At 61.9% G+C, this 14,578-nt stretch carries 15 protein-coding genes; 12 read left to right on the forward strand and 3 right to left on the reverse strand.

The genetic code is table 11. The features are described 5' to 3' along the window. Nucleotides 1–2: 2 nt before the first annotated feature. From trbF to FHR23_RS13465, 4 genes are read left to right on the forward strand one after another with little or no spacing between them, the layout of a single operon-like run. Nucleotides 3–686: a conjugal transfer protein TrbF gene (gene trbF, locus FHR23_RS13450; RefSeq protein WP_425506374.1), complete on the forward strand. Its 684-nt coding sequence runs from the start codon at nucleotides 3–5 to the stop codon at nucleotides 684–686. Further along, nucleotides 683–1,642 carry a P-type conjugative transfer protein TrbG gene (trbG, locus tag FHR23_RS13455; protein WP_184005026.1) on the forward strand — a complete coding sequence of 320 codons (960 nt, stop codon included), beginning with the start codon at nucleotides 683–685 and terminating at the stop codon, nucleotides 1,640–1,642. The genes trbF and trbG overlap by 4 nt, the downstream gene beginning before the upstream one ends. Further along, nucleotides 1,642–2,805, forward strand: a complete 1,164-nt coding sequence (locus FHR23_RS13460; RefSeq protein ID WP_184005028.1) for a TraB/TrbI/VirB10 family type IV secretion system protein — start codon at nucleotides 1,642–1,644, stop codon at nucleotides 2,803–2,805. Before trbG ends, FHR23_RS13460 begins: the two co-directional genes overlap by 1 nt. A gap of 2 nt (nucleotides 2,806–2,807) precedes the next feature. Beyond that, a complete protein-coding gene (locus FHR23_RS13465) occupies nucleotides 2,808–3,035 on the forward strand; it encodes a DUF2274 domain-containing protein (RefSeq protein ID WP_184005030.1) in 228 nt (75 codons plus the stop codon). Here the strand turns inward: FHR23_RS13465 and FHR23_RS13470 are convergent. Next, nucleotides 2,980–3,927, reverse strand: a complete 948-nt coding sequence (locus tag FHR23_RS13470) for a LysR substrate-binding domain-containing protein (protein ID WP_184005032.1) — start codon at nucleotides 3,925–3,927, stop codon at nucleotides 2,980–2,982. The two genes, FHR23_RS13465 and FHR23_RS13470, sit on opposite strands and share 56 nt — an antisense overlap. A 211-nt stretch (nucleotides 3,928–4,138) precedes the next feature. On the opposite strand from FHR23_RS13470, the gene FHR23_RS13475 reads away from it, so the two are divergent. The 6 genes from FHR23_RS13475 to FHR23_RS13500 all read left to right on the forward strand — a co-directional run bounded on the left by FHR23_RS13475 (nucleotide 4,139) and on the right by FHR23_RS13500 (nucleotide 11,354). Then, complete coding sequence (locus FHR23_RS13475; protein WP_184005034.1) at nucleotides 4,139–4,747, forward strand: TetR/AcrR family transcriptional regulator; 609 nt, start codon at nucleotides 4,139–4,141, stop codon at nucleotides 4,745–4,747. Beyond that, a complete protein-coding gene (hlyD, locus tag FHR23_RS13480) occupies nucleotides 4,744–5,775 on the forward strand; it encodes a secretion protein HlyD (RefSeq protein ID WP_184005036.1) in 1,032 nt (343 codons plus the stop codon). The genes FHR23_RS13475 and hlyD overlap by 4 nt, the downstream gene beginning before the upstream one ends. Further along, nucleotides 5,735–7,561, forward strand: coding sequence for an ATP-binding cassette domain-containing protein (locus FHR23_RS13485; protein ID WP_221227539.1), 1,827 nt, complete (start codon nucleotides 5,735–5,737; stop codon nucleotides 7,559–7,561). The genes hlyD and FHR23_RS13485 overlap by 41 nt, the downstream gene beginning before the upstream one ends. Continuing rightward, the gene (locus FHR23_RS13490; protein WP_184005039.1) at nucleotides 7,558–8,727 is read left to right on the forward strand and encodes an ABC transporter permease; all 1,170 of its coding nucleotides are present in this window, start codon (nucleotides 7,558–7,560) and stop codon (nucleotides 8,725–8,727) included. Before FHR23_RS13485 ends, FHR23_RS13490 begins: the two co-directional genes overlap by 4 nt. 66 nt (nucleotides 8,728–8,793) lie before the next feature. After that, nucleotides 8,794–9,858 (forward strand): ABC transporter permease, encoded by a 1,065-nt coding sequence (locus FHR23_RS13495; RefSeq protein WP_425506372.1) that lies wholly within the window; start codon nucleotides 8,794–8,796, stop codon nucleotides 9,856–9,858. A gap of 98 nt (nucleotides 9,859–9,956) precedes the next feature. Beyond that, nucleotides 9,957–11,354 (forward strand): efflux transporter outer membrane subunit, encoded by a 1,398-nt coding sequence (locus FHR23_RS13500; protein WP_246359894.1) that lies wholly within the window; start codon nucleotides 9,957–9,959, stop codon nucleotides 11,352–11,354. Between the two features lie 44 nt (nucleotides 11,355–11,398). Here FHR23_RS13500 and FHR23_RS13505 read toward each other — a convergent pair whose 3' ends face one another. Beyond that, nucleotides 11,399–11,887, reverse strand: coding sequence for a hypothetical protein (locus FHR23_RS13505; RefSeq protein WP_184005045.1), 489 nt, complete (start codon nucleotides 11,885–11,887; stop codon nucleotides 11,399–11,401). A 620-nt stretch (nucleotides 11,888–12,507) separates the two neighbouring features. Here FHR23_RS13505 and FHR23_RS13510 point away from each other — a divergent pair. Then, entirely contained in the window at nucleotides 12,508–12,762 is a 255-nt protein-coding gene (locus FHR23_RS13510) for a hypothetical protein (protein ID WP_184005047.1), read from the forward strand. 23 nt (nucleotides 12,763–12,785) lie between these two features. Here FHR23_RS13510 and FHR23_RS13515 read toward each other — a convergent pair. Beyond that, nucleotides 12,786–13,939 (reverse strand): IS3 family transposase gene (locus FHR23_RS13515; RefSeq protein ID WP_184005049.1). Its coding sequence is split into 2 segments (ribosomal slippage): nucleotides 12,786–13,681 and nucleotides 13,681–13,939, totalling 1,155 coding nucleotides; the frame shifts between segments, so codons are not numbered across the junction. A gap of 98 nt (nucleotides 13,940–14,037) precedes the next feature. Here FHR23_RS13515 and FHR23_RS13520 point away from each other — a divergent pair. Continuing rightward, nucleotides 14,038–14,445 carry a tyrosine-type recombinase/integrase gene (locus FHR23_RS13520; protein ID WP_343043164.1) on the forward strand — a complete coding sequence of 136 codons (408 nt, stop codon included), beginning with the start codon at nucleotides 14,038–14,040 and terminating at the stop codon, nucleotides 14,443–14,445. Nucleotides 14,446–14,578: the final 133 nt, after the last annotated feature.

Below are 14,578 nucleotides of genomic sequence, written 5' to 3' on the forward strand. Positions count from 1 at the left end.
ATATCTTCAAGCGACCCGCCGTGCATTACGGCAAGACGCCCGAACCCGAGACGCCTTACCAGAAGGCCGCCCAGGTCTGGGACGAACGCATCGGCTCGGCCCGCGTCCAGGCCAAGAACTGGCGATACATGGCCTTCGGATCGTTGATCCTCTCGGCGGGTTTCGCCGGCGCGCTGGTCATTCAGTCCGCGCGCGGGACCGTCGTGCCCTGGGTGGTGCAGGTCGACAAGCTCGGCCAAGCGCAGAGCATCGCACCGGCCACCGCCGACTATCGCCCGACCGATCCGCAGATCGCCTGGCATCTGGCCCGCTTCATCGAGCAGGTCCGCTCGATTCCGGCCGATCCGATCATCGTCCGGCAGAACTGGCTTCGCGCCTATGAGTGGACGACCGATCGCGGCGCGGGCGCGCTCAACGACTATGCCCGCACCAACGATCCCTTCACCAAGGTCGGCAAGCAGCAGATCGCCGTCGACGTCTCCAGCGTCATCCGCGCATCGCCCGACAGCTTCCGCGTCTCCTGGACGGAGCGGCGGTTCGAAAACGGCGCACTCGCGGCGACGGAGCGATGGACGGCGATCTTGACCATCGCCGTCCAACCGCCCCGAGACGCTGAACGGCTGAAAGCCAATCCGCTCGGCATCTACGTCAACGCTATTAGCTGGTCGCGGGAGATGGGCCAATGATCCCGGCAATCCGCAAATCCGCAGCCATGGCGCTGATGCTGTCCGCGACCGCCCTGGCGGGCTGCGCCAGCATGACGAAGCCTCCTGCGATCAGCTACGACGCCACCGTGTCGCCTTTGCCGACCATTCCCGCCGCCGTCACCGATGACCGGCCGAAGCCGGTGCTGATCCCGCCGGCCTGGACGGTCGCACGCGGCGGCGAAACCGCCGGCACGCCCACCGGCCGCGTCGAGAACGCCAATGCCGCCGCCCGCGTACAGCCGCGCCGCGAAGGCTACTACAACGCCATCCAGGTCTATCCGTGGTCGGAAGGCGCGCTCTATCAGGTATATGCCGTTCCCGGCCAGATCACCGACATCGCGCTGGAACCCGGCGAAAGCCTGACCGGCGCGGGACCGATCGCGGCCGGCGACACGGCGCGCTGGATCATCGGCGACACGGAATCCGGCTCCGGCGTCACACGCCGCGTCCATATCCTCGTCAAGCCGAGCCGGCCCGACATCGCCACCAACCTGATCGTGACGACCGACCGGCGCACCTACATGCTGGAGCTGCGCTCCGGCGAGAAACCCTACATGCCGTCGGTCGCCTGGTCCTATCCGCAACCGCCGGCCAGCCAGCGCCAAAGCGTCCCAGCCACGCCGGTCATTCCGGCCGTGGCCGCGCGCAACTACCGCTACGCCCTGACCGCCACCGGCAATCCGCCGTGGAAGCCGATCGCCGTCTATGACGATGGCCGGCATGTCTATGTCGAGTTCCCGGCCGGCATCGTCCAGGGCGAAATGCCGCCACTCTTCGTCATCGGCCCCGAAGGCGAAGCCCAGATCGCCAACAGCCGCATCTATCAACACATCCTGATCGTCGATCGTCTGTTCGGCGCGGCCGAGCTGCGCCTTGGCGCTGGCGACAAGCAGCAGACCGTCAGGATCGTCCGCACCGACGGGAGGCCGTCATAATGACCGATACCGCAACCAATACCGAAACCAGCACCCCCGTCGCGCCGATGCGGCTTCGTGCCGAACCGCCACGCGTCACCCGCCTGTCGCGCAAGATGCTCGCGAGTGTCGCCGCCGTCGCCCTGGTCGGCATCGGCGGATCGCTGATCTATGCCCTTCAGACGCGCGGGCCGGATGATGGCGGGGCCGAACTCTATTCCACCAACGACCGCCAGACCGCCGATGGCCTGGCCGGACTGCCGAAGGACTATACCGGCCCGGTCCTCGGCCCGGCGCTGCCCGGCGATCTCGGCCGTCCCATCCTCGACGCTCATAACAACCGCCAGCCCATCGCGACGCCCGCGGTTCCGACGCCCGGCGTCAGCGAGGCCGAGCAGCGCCGCCGCGCCGAGGAAGAGGCCGCGCGCCTCAGCACCGTCTTCTTCCAGTCGCGGCAGGGATCAACGGCCACCAGCACGGCGAGCGCAATGCCCGGCCTTGCCGGCCTCGATCTGTCTGGCGCCGGCGGACAGGCCGCGACGGGACAAGACAAGCAGCTCGCCTTCCTCAACGCGGCGGCCGACCGGCGCACCGTCACGCCCGATCGCGTGACCCCGCCGGCATCGCCCTTCGTGCTTCAGGTCGGCGCCGTTATCTCGGGCGCGCTCATTACCGGCATCCGCTCCGATCTTCCCGGTCAGATCATCGCCCAGGTGACGGAGCCGATCTATGACAGCCCCACGGGGCGCATCCTGCTCGTGCCTCAGGGGACGCGGATCATCGGCCAGTACGACAACAACGTGCAGTTCGGCCAGCGCCGGGTCCTACTCGTCTGGAACCGGCTCATCATGCCCAACGGCCGCTCGATCGTTCTCGAACGCCAGCCTGGGACCGACACACAAGGCTATGCCGGGCTGGAGGATGGGGTCGACTATCACTGGTGGGATCTCGCCAAGGCCGCCGGCCTCTCGACGCTGCTTTCGGTGGGAGCCGAACTTGCCGTCGACGATCAGGACCGGCTCCTGCGCGCCATCCGCAACGGCGGCCAGGACACGATCAACGACGCCGGACAGCAGATCGTTCGCCGCCAGCTCAACGTCGCGCCGACGCTGATCATCCGGCCGGGCTTCCCGGTCAGGATCGTCGTGACGCGCGATCTTGTCCTCGAACCCTTTAGGTACTGACCATGACCAAGCTGAAACTCGGCCCCATCGCCGACGATAAACCCGTCAAGGTCACGGTGGAACTGCCAGCGAGCGTCCACCGTGACCTCATCGCCTATGCCGAGATCCTCGGCCGCGAGTCAGGACAGACATCGGCCGATCCGGTCCGTCTCATTGTGCCTATGCTGGAGCGCTTCATAGCCACGGATCGGGGATTTGCGAAAGCGAGGAAGTCAAAAGCATCGCAGTAATGATTGTTGCTCTTGTTGATCGGGATAATGCGCGGGCGAGGCTGAGCAATCGACGGCAGGCCGGATTATCGTTCCGGGGCGACCACACTGCGCTGAAGGGCAGCACTTCATTCGTGATCGGTCGATAGGTGATCCCTGGGAACTGTGCGAGCGTGGTCGCTTCGCTCGTCAGCGTTAGACCTCGACCGACCGCTACAAGCGAGAGAAGGTTGTCTCGTCCGACATACTGTGTGTGAACTTCTGGATGGCGCCCGAGATCAGCGAGGCGCTGTACCAAGTAGTCGTAAATCTCCGGTCCAGGCGCACCATCGCTTACAATGAACCGCTCGCCGACGAGATCGCACCAATCGAGTTCCGCCTTGCCGCAGAGCGGATGGTTAGCGGGAAGGACGACAAATACCCGCTCTGACCAAAGCTGATCGACTTCGCAATCGGGCCACTGCGACGTACCGGTGATGAACGCTACGTCAAGTCGCAGCTGACGAATCGCCGAAACATGATTCGCCGGATCGCCGTCTATCAGTTCGATTCGAACCTGCGCGTGACCCTTGTCATAAGCACGCAGCAACTCCGACAGGAAGCCCGAGGCGAGCGAGGAGAATATCCCGATCTTGATCCGACCGTCTTCGGAGCGTCCGATCGTGGCGACGTCCCTTGCCCCATACTCGATCTGCCGAAGTGCCTTTCGCGCGTGCCGCACGAAGCGCTGGCCGGCCAGGGTCAGATTGACCCCGCCATTGTGCCGCTGAAAGAGCGAGGCGCCCAAGTGATCCTCAAGATCGCGGATTCTACGACTGACTGCTGATTCTTGGATGCCAAGCGCCGACGCAGCCTTGCGAAAACTGCCATGTTCCGCTGCGGAAACAAAATATCGGAGGTGGCGTAGTTCCACTTATATTCCGGTGAGTTCATGATGTATCGGGCTTCTCCCCTGGAGGGAGGACAGGCGCCTACCGTTCCATTCACGTGGGATCGACCGATACTGGTCGACCGGGATAACGGTCTTGCTGTCGATCACGATTACCCCCTCGTGGTTTCCTCTTGCGGTGAGCAACTACAATGGATAGATAGTAATAGATTACTTTCTTATGTGAGAGCAAGCCATGAGTGGGCATCCCAAGCATCTTCCCGCTGACGAGCGACGGGCGGCGACCGTAGAGGCGGTGGTCGGCCTGGCCGGGGAACAGAATCCAAGCGACATCACGACGACGGCCATCGCGCAGCGAATGGGACTGACCCAGGGGGCGCTGTTCCGCCACTTCCCAAGCAAGGATGCCATCTTAGAGGCGGTCATGTCCTGGGTGGCCGAGCGCTTGCTCGCCCGCGTGGATGAGGCTGCAGAAGGAGCCACGTCTCCGATCGCAGCCCTTGAGGCGGTTTTCATGACGCATATCGATTTCGTGTCTGACCATCCGGGAGTACCGAGAATGCTTTTCGGGGAGTTGCAACGACCGGGTGAGACTCTTCCGAAACGCATGGCCCAGACGCTGATCCGCCACTATGGCGAACGGCTGCGTTGCTTGCTCGAAGCGGGAAAGGCACAGGGCGAGTTGCGTGCGGGCCTCGACCTAGATGCCGCAGCCACCCTGTTCATCGGCACGATCCAGGGCCTCGTCATGCAATCCATGCTGGCGGGTGACGTCGCCCGCATTCGTAGCGATGCGCCCGGCGTGTTTGCCATCTATCTGCGCGGTATCGGAACGGTGCAATGAAGAGCATCCGTCTATCCAGCACTACAAAGCGGGTCATCGTTGTTGCCGCCGTCATTGCGATAGTTGGTGCTGGATGGCTGTGGATGCAGCGTGGCAGCCACGGCGACGACGCACTGCGCTTGTACGGCAATGTCGACATCCGGGAGGTCCAATTGGCCTTCCGTCAGTCCGGCCGTGTGGCGCAGATGAACTTCGATGAAGGTGATCACGTCGAAACGGGCGAGCGCATGGCAGCCCTCGACGCTCAGCCGTTCAGAGAAGCGCTCGCGGCGGCCGATGCGACCGTAGCCGTGGCTCAAGCGGACCTCGACAAATTGCATCGCGGCCTACGTCCACAAGAGATTGTCCAGGCCCAGGAGGCCCTCAATCAGGCATTGGCCGTCGCCAAGGATGCGGAGCGCAATTTCAATCGGCAGAGCCAGTTGATCACGTCGGGAGCCACCAGCCAAAAAGCGGCCGATGCCGCGCGTGCCGCGCGCGATCAGGCAACTGCCCGAGTCAACGCCGCCCGGGCCGCGTATTCGCAGGCCGCGGAAGGTTTCCGCAAGGAAGATATCGCCGCGGGGCAAGCCCGCCTGGCCGCCGCGCAAGCCGCACGGGCACAGGCGGCCACGGCCCTTGCAGACACAGTATTGGCTGCGCCAAGTACCGGCACGATCATCGCACGGGTACGCGAACCCGGCAGCATGGTTGTCAGTCAGAGTCCAATCTATAGCCTCAGCCTTGATGCGCCGGTTTATGTACGTGCATATGTCAGCGAACCGGATCTTGGCCGCATCGCGCCCGGAATGCAGGTGCGCGTTCGCAGCGACTCGTCCGACAAGGTCTATCAAGGTCAGATCGGGTTCATTTCACCGCGCGCCGAGTTCACGCCAAAAACGGTAGAGACCACGGATCTGCGCACGGATCTGGTCTATCGCCTGCGGATCGTGGTCACCAATGCAGATGCCGCGCTGCGCCAAGGCATGCCGGTGACCATCGACGTCGATGCCGGGCAAGCCCCCAACGCGCACGCCAAAGGCCGTTGAGGTGGAGCCCGGTAGCGCAACATCCGGCCCGCCACGCGACACGGATAGTGAGGTCGCGGTCGTCATCAACGGGGTGAACAAGCATTTTGGCAGCGTGCATGCATTGCAGGGCTTGAACGCACGCATCCGGTACGGCCGTCTTACCGGGCTGGTTGGACCGGACGGCGCGGGCAAAACAACCTTGATGCGCATCCTGACAGGTCTGCTGGCGCCGAACAGTGGCCACGCCGTGGTGGCGGGCTTTGACGTGGTGGACGACAATAACGCGATCCACGTCGCGACCGGCTACATGCCGCAGCGCTTTGGCCTCTACGAAGACTTGTCGGTCATGGAGAACATGCGCCTCTATGCGCAATTGCGCGGTATGGATGCCGACAGGAACGCTGACCTTTTTGCGGAATTGCTCGACTTCACGCGTCTTGCCCCCTTTACCGAACGCCTAGCGGGCAAGCTCTCCGGCGGCATGAAGCAGAAGCTGGGGCTGGCCTGCGCGTTGATGGCCCGGCCTGCCGTATTGTTGCTTGATGAACCGGGCGTCGGCGTCGACCCGGTCAGCCGTCAGGACCTGTGGCGCATGGTGCAGGCGCTGACCGACGAAGGGATGGCCGTAGTCTGGTCGACCGCTTACCTCGACGAAGCCGAACGCTGCGACAGCGTGCTGCTGCTCAACGAAGGTCAGCTCGCTTATGACGGGCCACCCGGAGAGCTGACCGCGCGCCTTACAAACCGGAGCTTTCGTCTGGAACAGGTTGGCGATCAGCGGCGGGCCGTGCTTGCCGAGGCATTGGATCTGGAAAGCGTCAGCGATGGGGTGATCCAGGGTGCAGGCGTACGCGTGGTGCTGCGCGCTCATGCGGGAACCGAACAGATAGCAGCGTTCGCCGGGCGGGCCGATGCGCAGCTCAGGGCGGTACCCGCCCGTTTCGAAGACGCCTTCATTGATCTTCTGGGTGGTGGTCCGGGCGGCACATCAGCACTCGCCGAGGGGTTGTCGCCGGTCGAACTTGCCTCAGACGTTGCGGTTTCCTGCCGAGATCTGACGAAGCGCTTTGGCGATTTCACAGCCACTGACACTGTAAGCTTTGAGGTCCGCAAAGGCGAAATCTTTGGCCTGCTCGGACCGAATGGCGCCGGCAAATCGACTACGTTCAAAATGCTGTGTGGCCTGCTCAAACCCACCAGCGGCGAGGCTCATGTGGTGGGACTGGACCTGCGCCGGGCGACCGGCGCGGCCAAAGGCCAGCTTGGCTATATGGCGCAGAAGTTTTCGCTCTATGGTTTGCTGTCCGTGCGACAAAACCTGGAGTTCTCCGCGGGCGTATATGGCCTGGAAGGCGCCGCGCGGCAGGCGCGAATCGAGGAGATGGTCGACATCTTCGGTCTGCAACCCTGGCTCTCGGCAGCGCCGGACTCATTGCCGCTTGGATATAAGCAACGCCTGGCGCTGGCCTGCGCGGTGATGCATCGCCCGCCCGTGCTGTTCTTGGATGAGCCGACTTCAGGTGTCGACCCCATCACCAGGCGCGAATTCTGGACCCATATTAACGGCCTTGCCCGCAAGGGCGTGACGGTGATGGTCACCACCCATTTCATGGACGAAGCAGAATATTGCGATCGGGTAGCGATGCTTTATCGCGCCCGGCTGATCGCGCTTGACACGCCGGACGCTCTCAAGCGCGGCGCGGTCAGCGATACCCGGCCCGACCCGACCATGGAAGACGCGTTCATTCATCTGGTCGAAGCCGAAGATCTCGCTGACGAAGCCCGCAGCGGGGCGGCGGCATGAACAGCACGAACGGACCGCGCCCGGATCACCGGGTGCCACTTGAGGCCGTGCGCCGCTTCGATCCAAAGCGTCTTTGGGCTCTGGTGCTCAAAGAAAGCCTGCAGGCGATGCGCGATCCGTCCACGCTACTGATCGCCTTCGTTCTCCCGGTCGTATTATTATTTCTGTTTGCCTATGCCGTGTCGCTGGACGTGCGTGCGGTGCGCATCGGCGTGGTGCAGGAATCCGAATCCGCGTCAGCACACTCACTGGCCGCCGCATTCGCCGGCACGCGCTATCTGGATGTAACCTTCGCCCATGACCGGCGCGAGGTCGCCGACCGGGTCGTCTCCGGCAGCTTGCGCGGCTTTGTCGTGATTCCGCAGGATTTCGAGCAACGCCTGGCCAACCGTGGGGCTCAGCCTCTCGTGCAAATCATCACCGATGGTTCACAGCCCAATACCGCCAACTATGTCACGAACTATGCGCAGGGCGTCGTGCAGACTTGGCGCGACGGCCTCGGTGTCGAGGCATCCCGGGCAGGCGTAACACTGGAACCCCGTTACTGGTTCAACGCCGAGTTGGAAAGCCGTCGTTCGCTCGTACCCGGCGCCATCGCCATCGTCATGACCATCATCGGCACCATGCTGACCGCCCTGGTGGTCGCGCGCGAATGGGAACGCGGCACGATGGAGGCGGTGCTTTCAACGCCTGCTTCTGTCGCTGAAATCCTGATCGGAAAGCTCCTGCCCTATTTTGCGCTTGGCATGTTGTCCACGCTTGGCGCTACAGCACTAGCAGTCTTTATATTCGACGTGCCGCTGCGCGGATCGCTGGCTGCTCTTCTTTTGCTTTCGGCCACGTTCATGGTGCCTGCGCTGGGCCAGGGGCTGCTGATCTCCTCCGTTACCCGCAATCAATTTCTGGCTGCACAGATTGCATTGTTCTCCGGTTTTCTGCCGGCATTCATGCTGTCGGGCTTTCTCTATGAGATCGATGCCATGCCCGCGCCGATCCGGGCCATCACCTGGCTGATCCCGGCACGCTATTTTGTCTCTTCGCTGAAGACCATTTTTCTGGCCGGAGACATCTGGCCGGTCTTCGTGCCGAACCTGCTGGCGATGGCTGGAATCGGCATCCTGTTTTTCCTCCTGGCAAAGCGCGTCACGCGCAAGAATCTGGAGTGAGCGGCCATGGCGCAACACAATAGCTATTTCACTTTCACCCGCCTGCGAGCCCAGTTCATCAAGGAAGTGCTGAGCATTCTGCGCGATCCGCGCAGCCGCATGGTCGTGTTCGTGCCGCCACTGCTGCAACTGCTGGTGTTTGCCTTTGCCGCAACGTTGGAAGTGCGCAATGTCGATATCGCCGTGCACAATCAGGATGCGGGCCGCTGGTCGTATGAACTGATCACGCGGCTGGACCGGGCCGACTTCATTACTCAGGTCTATCGCGTGACCGACAGCCGGGAGCTGCGCCATCTTATCGACCAGGGCAAGGTGATCGCGGCGCTCGATATCCAGCCAGACTTTTCGCGCTCCATTGCTGCCGGCGACAATGGTCGCATCCAGTTGCTGATCGATGGCCGGCGGAGCAACTCAGGGCAGATCACAGCCAGCTATCTCTCCGCCATCGCTGCCGAGGTTGGTGCGGAGGCCAATGCCGACGCCAAGCCCGCGACGCCGGCAGCGGTGCGCAACTGGTTCAATCCCAATCTGACGTACCGCTGGTTTATCGTGCCCGGCCTCTCCGGTATATTGGCCTTCTTCAGCGCGCTGCTCATCACGTCGCTGTCGATCGCCCGTGAACGCGAATTGGGAACGTTCGACCAGTTGCTGGTGTCGCCAACCTCCACGCCGGAAATCATTATATCCAAATCCCTACCGGCGCTGGTCATCGGCACCATACTCGGACTTCTGATGATGGCGGCGGCCGCGGGACCATTCCGGATTCCGTTCAACGGATCGTTTGGGCTACTATTTGTCAGTCTGGTTCTGTTTATCCTGTCGGTGGTGGGCATCGGCCTGATGATTTCCGCGATCAGCGCGACTCAGCAGCAGGCCATCCTTGGCGCCTTCGCCATTGGCGTGCCTGCCGTTCTGATGTCGGGCTTCGCCACGCCGGTCGAGAATATGCCCACGCTGCTGCAATGGCTGGCTCAGGCGATTCCACTCACCCATTTTCTGATCATCGTGGAAGGCAGCTTTCTGAAAGCAATGTCGCCCGGCGACATCCTTGCAAGCCTTTGGCCGCTGGCGCTGATCGCCCTGGTGTCGCTCACCATGGCCACCATCTTCGTTCGAGGACGTCTGCAATGAGATTGACCCACCATCGCGAATCAGCAGTCTTGTCGGATTCGAGCGGACGCTCTCGGCGATGGTCGCGCGCCGCAATATTGATATCTGGCTGCACCTCGTTGACTGCCTGTGTCGTCGGTCCCGACTATCACGCGCCACCTACCGTTGATACGGGCAGCGGCTGGACCAGACCGGTCGCGGGGGCGTCTGTGCCAACGGACCTTACCCGCTGGTGGTCAACACTTGGCGACCCTGAACTGGAGAGATTGGTCGACACCGCACTGGCTCAGAACCTTGATATCCGCCAAGCCACCGCGCGGATCGACGAAGCGCGCGCACTGCGGGATCGAGCTGCTGGTCAACAACTTCCCACGGCTTCCGCCGGCGCCAGCGTGAATCGGCGCAGGCAAAGCGAGAATGGCCCGCTGCCCATTGGCTCCATTCCCGGCCTTGAAGCGTCCCAGACAATCTACGACGCCGGCTTCGACGCAGCCTGGGAACTTGATCTGTTCGGTGCCAATCGGCGAGGGTTAGAAGGCGCTAGCGCCAGGCTGCAGGCAACCGAAGCCGAAGCGCAGGGCGTGCGCATGCGGATCGCGGCCGAGGTCGCCCGCACATGGTTCGAGGCGACCGGCGCCAGAGAGGAATTGCGTACGCAGCAGGCGATGGTCGCGACGTTGCAACAGACGTTGGACCTAATGCGCAGCCGAGCCGCTCTCGGCGACGTTTCTGAGGCCGACGTGGAGGCCGCTTATGAACGCTTGGCTGCGGCCAGTGCCGCGCTACCGGACATCGAGGCTCGACAGCGCGGGGCGGTGCTCAGTATCGGTGTCCTGCTCGGCTCACCGCCGGAGCGGGAACTGAAGCTGCTCAATAGCGCTGCGTCGACCCTCACGCTGCCGACGCTGCCGGTAGGGGAGCGTGCCGACATTTTGCGTCGTCGCCCCGATGTTTTGGCTGCTGAACGGCGACTCGCTGCCAGCACCGCTGATATTGGCGTTGCAACCGCAGAGCTGTTTCCCAAGCTGTCCATTGGCGCTGGTGGCGGATTTCAGGCGCTCAGTCCGGGCGACTGGTTCGACTCATCCAGCACTCGCTTCTCCATCCTGCCGCTCATTTCCTGGCGGCTGTTCGACGGCGGCCGCGTGCGCGCGGAGATCCGCGCCCGGGAGGCCGCACAAAGGCAGGCGGCGCTCGGCTATGAACAGGCGGTGCTGGCGGCTCTCGGCGATGCGGAGCGCAGTTTGAGCGATTATGACGCCGGGCTTGCCACATTGGCGCGGCGGCAGGCGGCGCTCGATGCTGCACGCCGGAGCGCCGGTCATGCCGAGGCGCGATATGCCGCCGGCGACATCACACGGATCGAGTTGCTTGCGGTCCAGCGCCTGCTGCACGAGGCCGAAACTGCAAATGCGCACGCGCAGACGACAGCTGCTGTGCAACTGGTAGCACTGTATAAAGCGATCGGAGGTGGTTGGGGGGCGTCCGAAGTAGCCTCATCCACTCCTGTTTCGTGACCAGATCAGTAGTCGACTTATCGGTTGCGCTATGTTTTCTTTACTTACAGTATATTGTCGTTGCCGTGGCGTGGCATCTCCGTCCCGATATGATCGGAGTCATTTGGTCTCAAATCAGTTTCCGCAACTGGCGAAGTTGAATAAGCATTGCGCGCGAACAATGCGACAATGCTCACGCTACACCAAAATGCGGTTCGCAGGCTCATGGCAATGAGAGTTCTCATTTCGTAAGCGCGACCTTGGAATATCCACACTCCAAAGCCAGAAAAGACAATGACAGTGACAATAGCTACGGTGACCGCGAATGCAGGCGCCCATCTACTTCGCAAAATCAAACCGATCCCGGTGATGATGTATGCAAATCCAGCAAGAAAATTAAAATACAGGACGAATGATACAATTTCCTCGCTATATTTACGTATCCCGTAAAGATTAAGAATCGCGTTTCCACCCGAAACGACCGTAGCTATTCCAAATAGAATTGCCGCTACACCGGAAGCTTTTATAGTAAAATTTAGTCTATATTTAGACATCGACCTCGTCCCATTCGCTCTTGTGAAACGTAGCCTATCGTTCCAACTTGAAGAGCTGCTCGCCAGCCCTCATGCCGACGTATCCATTGTTGGATCGCACCAATTGCACGCACCGCTCGGAAAGCAGGAGGCCGGGTTTGAGGCACAGGCCATCTGGCGTCGGTCTCCATTTCGGGGACAATTTCACAGGCCCGCCGGTCATCTTGCCTTTGCCGTTCTCAAAAAGGACAAGAGTGGTAACGCGGCCATCTTCCGTGGTCATCTTCCAGGGACGGCCGTCTGCAACATAGTGGGCAATTGGCACTTGCTCTGCCCTTACCGGGGAAACCGGATACCCGACTGAAAATATCGCGAATGCTAAAACCGGCAATTCCAAGCGCCTTATGTGGTTACTTTTGCGATGATTATTTGGAAAACTCTTCATCTATACCCACTCCCGGAGTTGCAAAGACACATCGTCAACATGAGGCCAATGCACTCACGCCGACCCAAGACTCCTTGGTCTCCCTCAGCCGTATGGCGATAGCCTCGGTCGAGAGGTCATACACTTCTGAGAGAAAGTAATCTATTACTATCTTTTGTGTCTTAGTTTTTCAGGTCATTCCGGATTGGTAAGTCTGATGCGGCCCGGCTTTCTATGGCTGCTGCAAGAGAGGATCAGCGACAGCACGACGCCGGACGCGCTCTTCGACAAATACCGGATGACGGTAGAGATCGTTCGGCAGCTGGCGCTCACCGGATGCCACCGGTCTGAGATCGTGGGGCTTCGTTGGGACAACGTCGACATTGCATCAAGCTGTTTGCGCCTGGCCGACAGCAAGGAGGGAGCGTCCGTCCGGCCGATTGGTTTGTCCGTGATGGAATACCTTGAGTGACCTGCCCCCCGCTGGTCCCGCGGTCATAACGAGAGTCTGCCGGTTTGATATTCGTGCTGCTCCACCGGCACAAGCGCGTCGGGTGTGAGGCTTCCATCATGCAGGAACGCCCGACGCGCTTGTGCCGGTGTCCGGTTCCCCAAGGATGAGTGCGGCCGGACGTTGTTGTAGTCGTAGCGCCAGACGGCCAGCTTGCGCCGGGCGTCAGCCAGGCTGTCGAACAGCTCCTCGTTCAGGAACTCGTCGCGCAGCGACCCATTGAACGATTCAATGAACGCATTCTGCTGCGGCTTGCCGGGATCGATGTAGTGCCACTCGACCCGGTTTTCGCTAGCCCACTTCAGGATCGCCCGGCTGGTGAACTCGGTCCCGTTATCGCTGACGATGCAAGCCGGTTTGCCATAGAGCCGCACCAGCGTGTCCAACTCGCGTGCCACCCTCACGCCCGAGATGCTGGTATCGCCCAGCAGGCACAGGTTTTCGCGGCAGGCATCATCATTGATCGCCAGGATACGCAGCCGACGGGAGGCGCCGAAGGTGTCGGCCACGAAGTCCATCGACCAGCGATCGTTTGGCCGCAGCGGCACCGGCATCGGCGTGCGACTGCCGCGAGCACGCTTGCGCCCCCGTCGCCGGCGCACCGACAGACCCTCCTCCCGGTATAGCCGGTAGAGCTTCTTGTGGTTCATGATGTGCCCCTTGCGTTCGAGCATGACGCCGACCCGCCGGTAGCCGAACCGGCGGCGCAGGCCGGCGATCTCGCGCATCGCCTCGCGGATCACAGCATGGTCAGGCGGACGTTCTCGCCGGACCGTTTTCGGATCGACGCCGATCAGCACGCAGGCTCGGCGCTGCGAGACCTGGTAATCCCGCATCACGCCGAGCGCTGCGTCCCGTCGCTGGCCTGGCGTCGTCAGCCTTTTCCCAACAGGTCTTTCAGGATCGCGTTGTCCAGCACGCTCTCGGCCAGAAGCCGCTTGAGCTTGCCGTTCTCGTCCTCAAGTTGCCGCAGACGCCGGGCATCGGACACTTCCAGCCCGCCGTACTTCGCCTTCAGCTTGTAGAACGTTGCCGGGCTGAGGCCATGCTTGCGGCAAACCTCCACCGTTGGCAGGCCCGCCTCCTGCTCCTTGATCATCCCGATTATCTGTTCCTCGGTGAAACGGCTCTTCTTCATTCGTCTGCTCCTTCGTTGGGGCAGACTCTACATCAGATCGAGGGAGCCAGCGGGGGGCAGGTCATGAGGAGTGTAGATCGAAGGTTTCGAAGACCTACGTGTTCCCCGGCGGCGGGGAGGACAACCCCTTCGGCAGCTTTCCCAATCACTGGGAGAAAATTTTCCAGAATACAGCTTTGGCGGATGTGACGCCGCATGTCCTTCGTCATAGTTTTGCGAGTGTGGCGAATGACCTGGGCTTTACGGAGACAACGATCGCAGCTTTGATCGGGCACTCTCGGGGCACCGTCACGAGCAAATATATTCACTCGCTGGACGCGGCGTTGATCATGGCCGCGGACACGATCTCCGGTTATATTGGAGGACTTCTGGACGGCGTGGAATTTAAGCAGACGTCCTACGCGCTCGACCGCGGCGCCAGGAAGGCTACTCTGACCCGCTTCCTGAAGAGGATGTGCAGCCCACCCGACGATGGGCTGATCCCCGAGGAGCATTTGGCGGCTTGACGCAGGATCGACACTCCCATCCCGAACCTCATCTGCGTCTTGGCAGCATGCTGGCTGAACACAGCCGCCGCATCGGGCTAACCAACGAAGACGTTGAGGCCCTCGAGCAGACCCGAGACAGGACGCCCGCTGA

This window comes from Stakelama sediminis (assembly GCF_014199335.1).
Classification (GTDB): Bacteria; Pseudomonadota; Alphaproteobacteria; order Sphingomonadales; family Sphingomonadaceae; genus Sphingomonas; species Sphingomonas sediminis.

What these genes read in the sequence shown, in the direction of transcription:
- FHR23_RS13485 (WP_221227539.1), top strand. Translation starts at nt 5,735, where the DNA reads ATGCCGGGCAAGCCCCCAACGCGCACGCCAAAGGCCGTTGAGGTGGAG.
- FHR23_RS13465 (WP_184005030.1), top strand. Translation starts at nt 2,808, where the DNA reads ATGACCAAGCTGAAACTCGGCCCCATCGCCGACGATAAACCCGTCAAG.
- FHR23_RS13490 (WP_184005039.1), top strand. Translation starts at nt 7,558, where the DNA reads ATGAACAGCACGAACGGACCGCGCCCGGATCACCGGGTGCCACTTGAG.
- FHR23_RS13505 (WP_184005045.1), bottom strand. Translation starts at nt 11,887, where the DNA reads ATGTCTAAATATAGACTAAATTTTACTATAAAAGCTTCCGGTGTAGCG.
- hlyD (WP_184005036.1), top strand. Translation starts at nt 4,744, where the DNA reads ATGAAGAGCATCCGTCTATCCAGCACTACAAAGCGGGTCATCGTTGTT.
- trbG (WP_184005026.1), top strand. Translation starts at nt 683, where the DNA reads ATGATCCCGGCAATCCGCAAATCCGCAGCCATGGCGCTGATGCTGTCC.
- FHR23_RS13475 (WP_184005034.1), top strand. Translation starts at nt 4,139, where the DNA reads ATGAGTGGGCATCCCAAGCATCTTCCCGCTGACGAGCGACGGGCGGCG.
- FHR23_RS13460 (WP_184005028.1), top strand. Translation starts at nt 1,642, where the DNA reads ATGACCGATACCGCAACCAATACCGAAACCAGCACCCCCGTCGCGCCG.
- FHR23_RS13510 (WP_184005047.1), top strand. Translation starts at nt 12,508, where the DNA reads ATGCGGCCCGGCTTTCTATGGCTGCTGCAAGAGAGGATCAGCGACAGC.